Genomic DNA, 14,961 nt, shown 5'->3' on the forward strand with positions numbered 1-14,961 from the left:
ATGTTTTATTACTCACACATGTACCTGGCCTTGAAGCTGATTACTCTACAATTTTACGGGCTACAATAACCAGATCTTCCAATCCGATCTTGCCGTCACCATTAATATCTGCTTTTTTCGCTTTCTCCCAATCTGGGCTTGCTGTCGTCTTACCATACTGTGCTGCAATCATCGCCAGATCACCAATCGTTACTTTTCCATCACCGTTAATATCGCCATCCGTCGTCGTACCCTTCTTAGCAATCTCAACAATGACTGAAGAATTAGAAACCGGAATTTCCTTACCTTGATCATCTGACACGAGTGCGTTCTTAACCGCAATGGTACCGTTCGTCGTTTGATCTAGATCTTTGGCTTTGAATGTCAATTCCAGTACATCAGCACTATTCTTAATTCCGTTGGTTGCACCTTCACTAGCTACAATGAAACGAAGTTTGCCTGGTGTGCTGTTGATTGAATCGATGATACTCACTCCAGTGATTAACGAACGCGCATCGACATACTCCATAATGCTCGGGTCATACTCCACGTTAATGTCCTGTGCAAATATCGTATCACTCAGATTCTGGAGTCCGTACTGAACTCGGAATACTTCTCCTGCTTGAACTTTAGCTGGAGCAGTTAATGTGGACGCAGCTTGCAATTCACCGTCTGCTTCCTTGACATGAACTCGACTTGTCGCGGTAAATCCACCGTCCTCAGTCGTTACGGTAATGACCGCTTCACCAACCTTAATACCTCTAACAACAGCATGACCGTCTATCTCTTCTACGGTAGCGACAGACTCGTCACTGCTGCTCCAGCTTACTTTTTTATTCGTTGCATTTTCAGGCTGAATTACAGCATTTAATTCTCCAGAGTTCCCTACTTTGATCTCAAGTTGTTCTTTGTCAATTGTCACATTAGTTACTTTAATTTGTTCTGACTCATCCACGACCTTAAACACATTCAGCTCCGCTGCAGATGCAAAATTACCTACACCCTCTACAGCTTCCAGTCTCAGATGCGTCGCTTCTACAGCTTCGAAACGAACGGTTTTGGTCTTCTCGTCGCGTGCCCATGAGCCATTGGCGATTTTTGTGAAGTTCGTTCCATCAACACTTGTGTACAAATTGTAGCCTGTTATTGTACCGTTCGAAGCCCCTGATCTAGGTTTGTAATTCATTTGATTGATGTTATATTTACCGCCAAGATCTAGAGTAATAGACTCCGGTAAGTGAGCTGGGCTCCATTTGGTGTGCCATATTGTTGCTTCATCTCCATCAAGCGCGTTGCTTGGTTCATCACCAGGCTGAAAGCTGCTTGCTGTTGCAGACATCTGAGACTGCGGGATTAACGCGTTCGGTGCATACACATTCACGGTTGCACTTGCACTTAACTTACTACCGTCTTTCGTCGCTGCGGTAATAATGGCCGTGCCCGTTTGATGAGCTGTCACTTTACCCGTTTGATCCACGGATACCACCTCAGGTTTGTCAGAACTCCATTGCAATGTACGATCAAAGGCATTGACCGGTTCTACACGTGCAGTAATGGATGCTGACTGTCCCTTATTAAGATCAATCTGTTTCTGCGTAATTGTTACTTTCGTGACCAGAACACCTTCTTCTGGAACGATTGCACCCTTATCATCAACTCGAATGTTATCGACGACAAGTGTACCCGTTAATTCCTTCTGGTTGTTCACTTTGTTTTTGATAATCGCTAGATAAGCGTCTTTAGCATTCTCCGTCGCAAAAGACAGATCCAGTGTATGACGTCCTTCTTTCAAATTCTCAGAAACCAGATCACGAACGACACCATTCTCATTCACTCGAACAGCCACCGTATACATGTCAGTCTCGTCAGATTGATACTCCATCGTCAGATGGTAACGATTATCCTCTTTCATTCGAAGCGTGTGCGGAAGCGTACGAAGCCATTCACCCGTTCCTTCTTCGTTTGTTTTCAGCGACCATGTTCCATCCAAAACATAAGTCATGTTCTGATTGCCGCCTTTTTCAACCAAGTGGGTACGTACAGGACCTGATTTAGAATAAACGAATGGTCCCCAGCCCTCATCAACGTTCTCGAAATCCTCGAACAACACGGAATTACCTGCTTCAGTCTTGGTTGGGTTTTCCCAGATCTTAACATCATCAAAGGTAACTGCTGCATTCCCATCTTCTACATTAAAGAAGAGATTCGCAGTTTCACTTGTGGCATCAAACGAAACCTTGATCCGTTGGAAACTTGCTCCCACGTATTTGTGCTGTCCAGATAAGTACTTATGCTCTGTGTTATCAAGCATATTAGTCACTTCATCGTTCCCTTGCTTTACGCCAACTTCTACCTTACGCTTACCATCCACCTTGACCCATACCGATGCAGAATACGTCTTACCCGGTGTGAGACCTGTAAGTGTCTGCTCAATATGCGCATCTCCAGGACCTTTTACTTGAAGTTGGTCATCTGCATTACTGTTCTTCACGAAATTAATATGGTCTGTGCTCTCAGCTGTAGAAGATTTCTTCCAGTAGCCGAATTCTTGACTATCAAATCCCATGTCTTTCGCCGGACTTCCTTCACCCCATACCATTTCTGGCTCTTCTTGAGCCGTCGTCTTGTAAAGGGCATAACCAATGCCTTTTTCTGCTGTTAGTGTTACTTTTCCATCCGTAACTTCAACACTTCCAACATGTTCACGACCTAGGTCTGTCAGTTTGTACAACTGAGCTGTCTTTACACCATTCCATGATGCAGGAAGCGTCCATGTGGACTTACCACCAGCAGGATTCCAGTGATAGATTTTATTTTCCGTTTTTGGATCCCATGGAATAAATACGGTACTGTCACTGATGTTGCTGCTGTCTGTCATGATCGCAATGTCATTTCCATCCTTGCTCAGATGGATCTTGCCATTCTTTCTCTCCACAACAACATTGTTCTCGAAGTCGATACGGTTGTCGGTCATCTTAATGATCGGGAAATTCTGCATATACTTCGTCGGTAAATTGTGATTGAAGAATGCTGCTGTTGTAGAATTGTAACTGTAGAATGGAGAGCTATTCTGCCAGTAACCTACACCAACCTGTTTATTTCCTTTCAGTAAAGGAGTCGTTAAGAATCCGTCGAGGACCTGGTTACGGATAAAACGTACGACTTTACTTTCATTGCCTTGGTTCGGATATCCTGGATCTGTCCCCCAGTGAACCCATGCCGTCTGATCGAACAATGGGCCTGCATATTCCGTACCCAGCATCCATCCATTTCCGTTGATATATTCGGAGAGTTTTCTTGCATTGTAATCTGCCCCTGCATAGACATCTACATAAACAAAGGAAAGATTGTCTCCTGTATCGCTTTTCAGCATATCAAGGCGGCGTTTTAATTCACCTGACTCCACATCTTTCGTTTTGTTAACATAATAGGCTTGGTCTAACCAGCCCCACCCCTTGCTCAGTGGCTGAGTCAAGTTCTCCATCTTAATATCAAAAGCATCCAGCATATATTCTGTCGCATTAATATGAACTCCGCCGAGGATGTTGTATTTCTTGCCTTCACTTAATACATAGTTGAAATCTTCCGCTCCACCTTGACGAATACCAATATGACCGCCGTAGTCTGGATGAGAGTCATCATGACCTTCAGCTTGGTAACCTTTGAATAGAACTAGCTGTCCAAAACCGTCAGTGAGATTCGAAATTTTCTTCGCGTTATCAAATGCACGCAAGAATGGTGTGCTCGTTGTCGATCCGATGTTCATGCTAATGTAAGAAATATGATCTTTAATAATTTCACTGCCGTAAGGTGCAGCGGCCTGATCACGGTAGGCTATAGCGCCATCCTGCCAATCTACAACTTGGTCACCATTTGCATCAGGTGTCAGTACGACTTTGGCCCATGGCAGCGGCTCCGGATCAAGCACTTCACTTCCACGGTAAGTCCATGAACCACCAGATATTGCTGCTTTTTTGGTGCTCAGCGCTGAATCAGTCGCCACCTTCACATGTACTTTTTCCAAATCGCTAACGACGTTGGTAAGCACAGTGGCAGCCAGTTTATCGTTATTGGTAAATGCAAATGCGCGAGCTGCATTCACGTCTTTTACTGTACCTTTGAGGTCATAATGTTCATCAATTACGGGGATTGTAGCCCAGTCTGCACTCATCCAAACCGCTGTTTGCTGTGCTTTAGGCTCTGTACCTAGAACGGAGACAAAATCATGATTCGGAAATTCTATTCTCTTGACCTTCTCTGTTCCATTCTCTTCAATACCGGTTACATTAAAGTGGAGGACGTTATCCTTTAGTTCTAAGGCAACTTTAACGTTCACTTTAATTTCTGGCAGTTGAAGGGTGTAGGATGCCGTTTCCCCATGAGTAGCATCTGCTGCTTTTTTAGTAAAATCAGAAGCTACAGGAAAATAAGATTTCCCGTTTATTTTTAATTCATTAAATCCGTTTACCTGTCCGTGCATTTCCGCTCCGTTGCCTGACCATATGTACTTCTTCACCCGCGGGAATTCCTTGTCGATCTCAACGGTCATACGATCTGACACAAGAGAATCCGTTATTGTAATCGGCTTACGCTCTGGATCAGGAGTAGCCGTTACCGGACTCACTTTCACATCGTCGATGAGAATTGTTTTATTATCAAACCAGCTACGCAGCCCGATTTTACCTGCCTCCATGGATAAGGAAGGAAGGTTAGTCGTAAGTATGCTATTCCCGTCAATCCAGAGCTGCACACTATCTTTTTCATAACGCAGTTTCAGTGTATAAATCTGACCCGCAGCAAAGGTAAACGCAGGCGCCGAAATATTCCCGTAGGTTTCCTTGCCACCTTTCATTGCATCCCAACCCCAAGCACCCGCGTCATACTGAATAACGTTGTAGTTATCACTATCGACGAAACGATAAATGAGTCCAAAACGTGTCGCTGCTTGACTAAATTTCAATTTCACCTCATATTCAGCATTGGCAATAGAAGGTGATTCTTGATCTGCTAAAATAACAGCCCCTTGCGTTACTGCCTTTACTGCACCTTGATCTGCTGTAAAAGTAGTCGTACCTTTCGCAGCTTTCCATCCAGCGATGTTACCATCATTGTAATCCTTGAAATACACGTCCTTATCCTGGGCCGCAAATACCCCAGCCACTGGCAGACACATTTGTAAGCTCAACATCATCGTCAACAAAAAGCTAAGCGACTTGAAGCGTTTTTTCATTCCTACGAACCTCTTTTCACATTGAAATGATTTAAAACTACTTTTTTCCTGTGATCAACACCCTTTTATTTCTATATTTGTTTAATTTTTACATTTATTCCCTATAAAGACCCCTCCTTCCCTATGAAGGCGCGTCATGGTATGCTTTTTTGGAATAATGTCTACCGCACTTTCAATTGTTAATCTAACCCACATCTATTTGATTCCGGCTCTTCGCTTAGCGGTATATGCGAAGAGCCGGTACCAAGCCTTATTAAGATCTAAATTACTTTGAGTTTAACAAACGCTTGATAACGGAAGCAGATTCAGCTCTTGTCGCAGATGCTTTTGGAGCAAATGTAGTCTGTGTTCTACCTTTCATTAATCCGGATTTCAAAGCAAACCCTACCGATTTTTTAGCCCAAGAGCTAATTTTGCTATCATCTTTAAATGCACTCGTTGAACCAGAAGCCAGACTATCAACCTTTACACCCGAAGCATAGGCTTTCGCTCTCATCAACATCGTTGTCATTTCTTCACGGGTAATGCTTTTATCTGGGGCAAACTTCGTTTTAGACATACCACTGATAATACCAGCTGCATATGCTTTCTTAACCGTATCTTCGTACCATACTCCAGATTTCACATCCGTAAACGGATTTGTTCCTGAACCTTCTTTCAGGTCTAATGCTCTCGATATAAGAGCCGCAAATTGTGCACGGGTAATGTTTTTATTCGGGGCAAAGTTGTCAGCATCCATGCCTTCAACAACTCCCTTGGTTACCATCTCCATGATATCTTTCTTCGCCCAGTGTCCTACGATATCGCTGAATATCTTAGTAAACTCCGATGATTTATTTGGGGTGAATTCTTGATCCTTCAAATTACGATCCAGCATTTTAAGCGCTGTCCATTTCACAGCTGTTGTGCCTGCTTTTTTTGCTTTAAAAGTGATGGTTGCAATATCCAAATTACCCTTCTCACCATTCACATTTCCGATCTTGGTGTGGGCTATTGTAATTTCATTATCTTTAACGATCGGAGATACAGAGAAGCCTTTAATCTTCGTCTCTGCTTTTACAATCTCAAGAACCTTCGGATCAAAATTGAATTTGGCTTCATAGGCATATAAGTCTTGAATGTCTTTTCCCGTCAATGTAACGGTGAACGTAGAATTAGCCGATTCTGTTGCCGATTGCTTCATTTCAAAATCTGAGACTTTTTCCGCTGAGACTGTATTCAGCCACATCGACGAACATAGTGTACAGATTATTGCTAGCGTGAATGATTTGCGTTTCATAAGAACATCCCTTCTCCCGGAAATTTTATGTTTGAGTACGTTATGTATAAATCCCCTCTCTTAATAACTCATCCTATCCTTATCATATAAATTCTGAAAGCGGATACACATGATCTATTTTGATCAAAAAATGATCATTTTTGTTTTCCTTGGTTTTTTCGTGATTTATTTCATAGACTAGCTATCATTCTTTCTCTTTCCGGTATGCTAATGGGCTGACACCCGTGATTTTCTTGAAGATCCGGCTAAAATGTTCAGGATTCACGTATCCAACCTGCTCAGATACTTCATAAATTTTCATACCGCTTTCCAGTGCCTTCTTAGCTTTCTCAATCCGTAGATTGGTCAGAAACTGAATGAAATTAATACCTATTTCTTTGGAGAATTGTTTACTTAAATAACTCTCGCTTACACCAACAATCTGACTGATATTGGATAGATGAATATCTTCATTAAAGTTCTTCTCTAACAGTTCCTTTGTCTTAGCAACCACAGGACTTAGCGACGGCTCTTTAGGTTTGTATTTTGGATGAAGTTTCTGATGAAGATTTTCTAGGAACAATCGGCACCAATGCACTGTGTTCTCCCAGGTCTCCTGTTTATAGATATGATCCGTAATTGGATATGGCAGTTGATCATGGAGCTTCTCCCAAGACAACCCTTTTTGATAAATTAATGCACTCGCTTCCCAGATCATATCAACTAGATCTGATTTGATATTATCGGGCGATGAAGGATATCGCTGAATTAGGAAGCTCGAACAACGTTCGTATACTTCTTGCCATTTCGCTCCATCTGAATCACTTAACGATTGCAAAATTTCTGTTCTAGCCAAGTACCATATCTCTTTCCAATCATTCACTTGAATGGTGGGGCGTCTTTCAGCTTCAGGATAAAATAATCGGTTATATCCTTGGTAATAACTTAAACCTGCTAATCGTTCAGCTTGTCGAAATAATCGATTCCACTGCTGATGACCGTCCGCGATATCACTGATCCCCATCGAAAGATTTAGATTGATGAATTGCTTTAACCTCATATTCACATCGGACAGAATCATTTCAGTCAATCGGCGAATAGCCATAATGCTGCATTGCTCAGGAAAAGAGAAAAATAACACATAATGCCGATCATCGTACCTGCATACATGGCATATTCCTTCGTTTCTACTCCGATTTGTTACGGAGCGGATCGTCTGCATAATCATTCGGTGTGAATCCTCAAATTGAATAGAATCCGATAACCTGATAAGCGCAACCTCTAGATTTTTCTCTCCCATATGTGTCCGTACAAGTTCCATTGAGGAAGTTAGATCTTCATCCTCACTCGACACTTCGAGGGAATCGGCTAGAGATAGTCTGTGAAGTACAGAACAGATGCTAGCCTCCACATCTTCCGATGTGGATATTGATTTCGAGGAGCTTTGTCGTCTCTTCAGCTCATCCACCGTCTTCGTCAGTACGGGTGCGATGTACGTCTCATCCAACTTGGCTTTAAGCATGTAATCAAATGCGCCGAGCACAAAAGAATCTCTTACAAAAGAATAATCTCCGTAAGCACTCAGCATGATGGTTAGCGGTTGATTCGAAATTGATGTATTATTAATTGCTTCGAGTAGCTCTACACCGTTCATATGTGGCATATGAATGTCTGCCAGAACAAGATCGACATCCTGTCGGCTTTGTAACATATGGAGTGCCTCTTTACCATCTCCTGCTTCTCCTGCTATCTCGAAATCCGTCGATGCAAGTGAAATGTATTCCCGAAGTGCTAACCTTGCTAGTGGTTCGTCATCAACAATGAGTGCTTTATATTTCGTCATAGTTCCCTCCATAATTGAGCCTTATGATTACTTCAAAGCTTGAACCGCTCTTTCCCAGTCTTGATTCAGTTTCTGTTGAATATCGGACACCTTAGCTCCTGAGAATATTTCTTGTGCCGCTTTTTTTTCATCGAATTGTACTGCATTTTTCACTTTTTCAAATTTCTCATCGATTCCGAGATACATGAAGGGCTCAAACGGATGCTCTTCTTGAACCTTTTTAAAGAACGGTAGAATCGATTCGATATTTATTAGTGTCGATGAATTTTGCGAATAGTTAATATACACTTGATACACATCTGGGCTGAACACCCATTCCAGAAATGCTTTCACTTCCTCTGTGTTCTTTGAATTTTTATTAATCGCCATATACTGATCTGGCATCGTGATTGCTTGAAGACTCTCAGAAGTCGATTGTCTCCAAGGTAATGAGAATGCATCTAAATCTTTATCACTATTAGTCTTCGACAGATGATCTCTTAGATACCACTGTCCTAATGCAAGCATGGCCGCTTTATTCGTTTGAAACAGTTGTTTGGCTTGATCGAAACCGATATTAAGGGCATCGGGCCCTGCAAGTTCATGCTCTGCCATCTTCTTAATCATCATTGCAGACTGTTCGAATGGAGAGTCTTTCCCGAATGGTCGTTCCTGCTCAGCGATGAATGACAGGTAATTCTCATTGCCGGCTAACAGCGGGGGTCCAAATTCGGTGAAGGGATAAAATGTCCAGCTATCCTTACCACCGATCGCAATCGGAATGTATTTACCATGAGATTTGATCTTCATCATCACATCCATAAATTCATCCTTTGTTTGCGGAATTTCAACGCCGACTTCTTGAAATATACTCGGATGGTAATAGACATATTCAGAGAATGATACAAGGGGTAAGCCAAGGATTGAATTATCTAACTTCGCAGGATATTTGTTTTTGATCGCTGCAGTTAATCCGTCCAGTGGTAGAAGCGCCGCTTTATAAGTGATCAGATCAGCAGGCTTCAAGTAAAATATATCGGGTAAATCATTAGCTGCTAATCGAACCTTTAAGTATTGACCACTATTATCTGGGATGGTCTCGACCTCAACGGTTACATTGGGCTTAATGATCGAATACTCCTTGACCTTTTCAGTCCAAAATTCGATGTCACTCTTCGCTTCCCACATACCAAATTTAATTTTTATCGGTTGATCCTGATTCACTTTTCCTTGTTGCTGCATTGTTCCTTCCCTTGGGCTGATATTACTCAAAGAGAGAACACAGCCCATGAAAATAAGAGAAATGATTCCTATAAAGGATGCACGGAGTATTATTTTCACTTCGATTAATCACTGCCTTCAAAAAAAAGTTAAAAAGTATTAAAGTATGCGCTTACAAGATTGAACACCATCATACCTCCTCTGAAGTCACAGCTGAATGATGTTTTCCGCCTAGACATTGATCTTTTATGATCCTCCGCTATATTTTCAGTTTACCTCCTTACCCTAACATTTGATCCTGAGCTTCCTCTGTCGTATGGATTAATGGTAATCTAATCGTTACGATGGTTCCTTGGGGCTCATTCTTCCCGTACTTTAATCCGTAACGCATCCCGTAGTGAAGCTGAATCCGTTTATGAACATTCCTGTTTCCCATACCACTGAATGAATGTTTATGAGGACTGCCATCACTATCCAATGAAAGAGAGCTCGTATCCGCCATCCCTACACCATTATCTGCAATGGTTATCAGGAGATCTTCCCCTTGTTTTCGTACGACAATCTGAATCATCCCGGGATACTCTACATTTTTGAGGCCATGAATAATGCTGTTCTCCAAAATCGGTTGTAACAATAGCTTCAATATGTAGAAACCCGCTAAATCCCCCTCCACCTTCCACTCTGTTTGAATCGGTCTACCGAAACGAATTTCCATAATGTACAAATAATGTTTCAAATGATCCATCTCCTCATCAATCGTAGTCAAGATTCCACCACGATTAAATGAAGATGCTAATAAACGTGTCAGAGCATGTGTCATATTCCTGATGTTATCTGCTTTACTGATCAAAGCCATAAATTTGATTGAATTAAGCGTATTGATTAAAAAGTGAGGATTAATCTGCGACTGAAGTGCTGCGAACTCTGCCTTTCTCTTCTCGATCTCCTGCAATTCGTGATGACGTAACAAGTCTTGCACTCGCTCTGTCATATGGTTAAAAGATTCGCCAAGCTTAACCAGTTCCTGACTACCTGTGGTCATAAATTTAGCATTTAAATCTCCCTCTGTTACCCGATCCATTTGACGAAGAAGCTCGCTTAACGGCTTGGTCACATTAGATACTAAGTAGAAGGACACTAGAATAAATGCCACAATAATCATGATTGCAAAAATCCATACAATATAATTCACGCTCAGATAATTGGCTGTTAAATCTGCATACGGAATCGACTGTACAAGCCACCACTCCGTCTGATTTATCTTGGCATACGTGATCAAATTTGTATTATCTTCATTTACATCTACAAAGTACCCTTTGTCCTGTGGGCCTCGATTCACGAACCAATGCATTGGGAATTCACTTCCTCTAGAGGCAAGGGTGTTGGAGGAGACGATTCGCCCTCCTTCCGTAACGATGTGTAGAGTGGATTCCGTATTATCCCTCGATTGCAAAATATGATCAAAAGCACTACTCTCAAACGTAAATAAGATCATTTCTAGATTCGATAAAGGGTTGATGACACTTGGTGATAAGGCGGCCACCATATTATAAGGATTGTAATTTCCATATAGAACATTAGGCAACATACCTAGAAAATGAACACTATCCGAATTTTTCAGAACCTGATCATACCATGGCTGCTTACGGAAATATGAGTCATCCATGTTCAGGTTTTTTAAGTATGAATAAGATTTATTGTCTTTGAAAAAAAAGTTCACCGATAGTACTCGCCCTGATATGGATGCTGTATATTTCTCAATTAACACCTTTAGCTCATCACTTGCTTGCTGTCTTTCAATTCCTGTCGTTTGATTCATTTCATAAAGCTTTGCCATTACATCTTTGTCCATGCCGATTGAAGCGAATAGCCCTGTCAACCTGCTAATTTCCTGACTAACAGAATAAGATATCGCCTGTGCAGTCTGCTGGGATCGTGAAGTATTTTGCTGAAGAATGTCTCGTTCATAAATATTTAGAATAATGATGGAGAATAGAATGATCGGCAGAATGACCACAAGTATAAAGAACAATCTCAACGTGCTAGACATCCGCCAATTTTTTCTCATATGTTCCTCCCCTTTAAGAGATAAGCTCATATACTGTCACTCCCACCTCCCTTGGTATATGGATGAAACATATTCCCTCTATTTTGTCTAACTTCCTGCATGCTGACAAAAGTACTCACAATGTTACAAATACAGACTTACATAGCAAGCAATTCTGAGCAATTCCCCGCTTTTCGACATTCCTTTAAACCTCTATTTTGCACAAAAAAGAACTGTCACCATATGTAGAATCCTCTACTTTAGTGACAGTTCTTTTGAGGTACTCACTAACTAATAATAGTAATGGTTGGAGCAGATATCGTCGGCTGTGTTGTCATCACAGATGTTGCTCCTGCGAAACTAGAGATTTCTACTATAATTGGAATTCCTGCGAGAATATCTATCGAATTTATCGTAAGTTCGGTTGGAGAAAGCGTCGAAATCGAGCTTAGCTGAAGCATACCATTAATATATATATTGAAGTAATCCGTATTGGATAACGCAGGAAAGCCCTGAATTAGAGCATCTGAATCATCTACAAAATTAGCCGCAGGCATCGTTGTATTCGTTGCACCAATCATTTCTTCGGATATTGTTGCGTAATATCGAGTCACATTCGGTTCAACTTCCGTAGTTATTGATCCCCCTGTTGCAATCGGGTTTGATGCAATCGCTGTAAATACATGTTTGATAACTGGCATGATCTACACTCCTTTCTACACGTTATTATTAATTAGCAGCAGCAACTCTGCGCCACTATCATTTAATGATTGAACTACAATACTTGCTTGAGGCATACATACTATTTATATAAATAAATTCAAAGACATTCTTTTGATATAAGTAGAAGTCCATTCATTTGATAAGCAGGTACATATAATAAGTAAACGATTGGTACGAGGGTGTGATTATAGCTTATGAAGCTTGGATGCAAGAAGAAGCATACCCAAAAACGAAAACGAAAATGTCTACCTTCAAAAAAGGTCATTCTTATCTACAGAAAAATCCGCTTTAATAAAATAGTTATCGTTCCTAATATTCAACGGTTCTTTCACGAAACAAAGACTGATATTTCAATTGATGAACCGCTTACGATTTCCGCTCATGAATTCACAGACGATCAAGGTAGACCCGTAAAATTCTTCTCGAACATAAGATCACACAGCCACACCAATCTATTTATTAACGGGATGCTTCAAGAAGGACGTATATATAAAGTCAGCCCACATAATCTGATTATCCACTCTGTGGGAAATCAGATCATTGCTGGAACTCCAATCATTATTGAAGTACTATCCTTCTCTGCTCGAATCGTCTCATAGACCCTTATTCTTCAAAAAAAAGAAGGTGTACCACGGTCAGATTGACCTTGGTACACCTTCTTCTCTAATGCAATGCTACTTATTCTACCACAACACCTTTTTTCAAAATCACGTTAGCACAAAGCGCTTTCTCTCCAGTAGAGACAATTGCATATGCTTTCTTCGCACGCTCATAAAAAGCAAAGCGTTCCACCTCTTCAAGCTCGATCGCTTTGAAGTGATGTTCTTTGACAATTTGACGATATTCATCCCAGATTGGGGTTTCAATCGTATCACCTGGCGTAACAGCCATCAATGCGACTGGGGACTCCACATAGATGTCAAGTGGGAACAGCGGCAATACCGCCTTTAACAGCTCAGGAATGCCATGACCATCCGCGCGAACCAGACGCTGTGCATGACTTGCTGCAGGGAAATTTCCATCACCGAACACAATTTCGTCGGCGTGCCCCATTTCCATGAGCACTTTTAGTAGTTCAGGAGATATCAAGCTTGAGATTCCTTTTAGCATCTTTACACAACCTTCCACTAAGGATCATGATCATACTATTGGAATTAGCTATTCTATACAGACACTGTAGTAATACTTCTGAAACTAGCAAAAGCCTGATCCCACTCTTCACCTTGTTCCGGTTCATACGATGACATAGGGAAGGATCGCTTCACAAGCTGAATTCCCTCTTCCCGGTTTTGAATCGCACCACTTGCAATAAATTGAACAAGCATATTACCAATCGCGCTTGCTTCAACAGGTCCTGTCCACACCGGGCGGCCTAGAGCACTGGCCGTAAATTGACAGAGAAGCTCGTTCTGAATACCACCGCCGACCATATGCAGTCCAGCATACTGATTACCGGTGAGTTTTTCCACTCGCTCAAGCACTTCTCGATATCTTAGAGCAAGACTCTCTAGTATGCAGCGTACAATTTCCCCTGCACTTTGAGGTACCTTCTGGCCTGTTTCCCGACAATAACTCTGAATTTCAGCAATCATATCCGGTGGATTCATAAATCGCAGATCATCCGGTGCGATAAAGCTACGGAACGGTTCTGCTTCACGAGCTAAATCCACAAGTTCACTGAACGAGTATTCGTTGCCATTACGATCCCAATGACGTTTGCACTCCTGCACAATCCAAAGACCCATGATGTTCTTAAGCAGTTGGAAGGTGCCATATGCACCTCCCTCGTTAGAGAATTCAAGGTCCAGCACATCTGGATGAATAAGCGGCTCATCAAGCTCCGTTCCGAGAAGAGACCATGTACCGCTTACTAAGTATGCAAACGTCTTCGATTCTGCTGGTACAGCGACAACAGCGGACTCTGTATCATGTGAAGCTACTGCAATCGCTTGAATCGCCGGAACGTTCAATTCCTGACAGATCGAATCCTGTAATTTCCCAATAATAGTCCCAGGTTCAATCGGATCAATGAATAGAGAAGGATCTAAACCGAGCTCCTCAATAAGCTGCGTATTCCAAGCTCTGTTCTTCACATGATATAGCTGAGTTGTTGTAGCCATCGTAAACTCACAGACCTGTTGACCCGTAAGAAAATAATGTAGTAAATCAGGTGTTAATAGGAGCTTTTCCGCGATTTCCAGCTTCGGAGAGTCTGCCTTGACCATCGCATGTAATTGAAAAATCGTATTAAAGGGCATGAACGCCAGCCCGCTTTCATCGAACAATCTCTGACGTCCAACCTGGGCGCTCGTCTTCTCCACCATACCCATTGTCTGGGTATCCCTGTAATGATAAGGAATACCGACAAGCTCACCATTTCGGTCAATAAGCCCGAAATCAACGCCCCATGTATCCATTCCGTAGCTTTGCGGTGTATACCCAGACTGAAAAGCCTTCTGGATACCATTCTTTACTTCTTGGAACAGGGCAGCGATATTCCAGTGCAGATGCTCACCAAATTGTACAGGTATGTTAGGAAAACGATGAATCTCAGTAATTTGAAGCTTACCCTGGTCTCCCTCATCCTGCCGGATGATCTCTCCGATCAACGCGCGGCCACTACTTGCTCCCATATCAAATGCGAGCACTGCAGGTGTATCGTTCATCACTAGCACCACCCA

9 protein-coding genes are annotated in these 14,961 nt (G+C 42.0%); 1 reads left to right on the plus strand and 8 read right to left on the minus strand.

Annotated elements, in window-relative coordinates:
- Nucleotides 1-40: 40 nt before the first annotated feature.
- The 6 genes from ACK8P5_RS14985 to ACK8P5_RS15010 form a co-directional block, all read right to left on the minus strand.
- Nucleotides 41-5,209 carry an endo-alpha-N-acetylgalactosaminidase family protein gene (locus tag ACK8P5_RS14985; protein WP_422657071.1) on the minus strand — a complete coding sequence of 1,723 codons (5,169 nt, stop codon included), beginning with the start codon at nt 5,207-5,209 and terminating at the stop codon, nt 41-43.
- Between the two features lie 265 nt (nt 5,210-5,474).
- Nucleotides 5,475-6,488: an S-layer homology domain-containing protein gene (locus tag ACK8P5_RS14990; RefSeq protein ID WP_422657072.1), complete on the minus strand. Its 1,014-nt coding sequence runs from the start codon at nt 6,486-6,488 to the stop codon at nt 5,475-5,477.
- Between the two features lie 184 nt (nt 6,489-6,672).
- Entirely contained in the window at nt 6,673-8,310 is a 1,638-nt protein-coding gene (locus ACK8P5_RS14995) for a response regulator transcription factor (RefSeq protein ID WP_422657073.1), read from the minus strand.
- 27 nt (nt 8,311-8,337) lie between these two features.
- Nucleotides 8,338-9,531: an ABC transporter substrate-binding protein gene (locus tag ACK8P5_RS15000; RefSeq protein ID WP_422657074.1), complete on the minus strand. Its 1,194-nt coding sequence runs from the start codon at nt 9,529-9,531 to the stop codon at nt 8,338-8,340.
- A 259-nt stretch (nt 9,532-9,790) separates the two neighbouring features.
- Nucleotides 9,791-11,578 (minus strand): sensor histidine kinase, encoded by a 1,788-nt coding sequence (locus ACK8P5_RS15005; RefSeq protein ID WP_422657075.1) that lies wholly within the window; start codon nt 11,576-11,578, stop codon nt 9,791-9,793.
- Nucleotides 11,579-11,844: 266 nt separating this feature from the next.
- Entirely contained in the window at nt 11,845-12,258 is a 414-nt protein-coding gene (locus ACK8P5_RS15010; RefSeq protein WP_422657076.1) for a DUF4183 domain-containing protein, read from the minus strand.
- A 216-nt stretch (nt 12,259-12,474) separates the two neighbouring features.
- On the opposite strand from ACK8P5_RS15010, the gene ACK8P5_RS15015 reads away from it, so the two are divergent.
- Nucleotides 12,475-12,879 (plus strand): DUF4183 domain-containing protein, encoded by a 405-nt coding sequence (locus tag ACK8P5_RS15015; RefSeq protein ID WP_422657077.1) that lies wholly within the window; start codon nt 12,475-12,477, stop codon nt 12,877-12,879.
- Between the two features lie 79 nt (nt 12,880-12,958).
- Here the strand turns inward: ACK8P5_RS15015 and fucU are convergent, their stop codons facing one another.
- Both fucU and ACK8P5_RS15025 read right to left on the minus strand, forming a co-directional pair.
- On the minus strand, nt 12,959-13,390 hold the full coding sequence (gene fucU, locus ACK8P5_RS15020) for an L-fucose mutarotase (protein WP_422657078.1): 432 nt from the start codon (nt 13,388-13,390) through the stop codon (nt 12,959-12,961).
- 53 nt (nt 13,391-13,443) lie between these two features.
- A complete protein-coding gene (locus ACK8P5_RS15025) occupies nt 13,444-14,946 on the minus strand; it encodes a rhamnulokinase (protein WP_422657079.1) in 1,503 nt (500 codons plus the stop codon).
- Between the last annotated feature and the right edge of the window lie 15 nt (nt 14,947-14,961).

Origin of the sequence: Paenibacillus sp. EC2-1, from assembly GCF_049311625.1 — a bacterium.
GTDB lineage: Bacteria > Bacillota > Bacilli > Paenibacillales > Paenibacillaceae > Paenibacillus_AQ.

Bases quoted from the DNA above. Each gene is read 5' to 3' on its own strand.
- ACK8P5_RS14985 (WP_422657071.1), bottom strand. From the start codon at position 5,209: ATGAAAAAACGCTTCAAGTCGCTTAGCTTTTTGTTGACGATGATGTTG.
- ACK8P5_RS14990 (WP_422657072.1), bottom strand. From the start codon at position 6,488: ATGAAACGCAAATCATTCACGCTAGCAATAATCTGTACACTATGTTCG.
- ACK8P5_RS14995 (WP_422657073.1), bottom strand. From the start codon at position 8,310: ATGACGAAATATAAAGCACTCATTGTTGATGACGAACCACTAGCAAGG.
- ACK8P5_RS15000 (WP_422657074.1), bottom strand. From the start codon at position 9,531: ATGCAGCAACAAGGAAAAGTGAATCAGGATCAACCGATAAAAATTAAA.
- ACK8P5_RS15005 (WP_422657075.1), bottom strand. From the start codon at position 11,578: ATGAGAAAAAATTGGCGGATGTCTAGCACGTTGAGATTGTTCTTTATA.
- ACK8P5_RS15010 (WP_422657076.1), bottom strand. From the start codon at position 12,258: ATGCCAGTTATCAAACATGTATTTACAGCGATTGCATCAAACCCGATT.
- ACK8P5_RS15015 (WP_422657077.1), top strand. From the start codon at position 12,475: ATGAAGCTTGGATGCAAGAAGAAGCATACCCAAAAACGAAAACGAAAA.
- fucU (WP_422657078.1), bottom strand. From the start codon at position 13,390: ATGCTAAAAGGAATCTCAAGCTTGATATCTCCTGAACTACTAAAAGTG.
- ACK8P5_RS15025 (WP_422657079.1), bottom strand. From the start codon at position 14,946: ATGAACGATACACCTGCAGTGCTCGCATTTGATATGGGAGCAAGTAGT.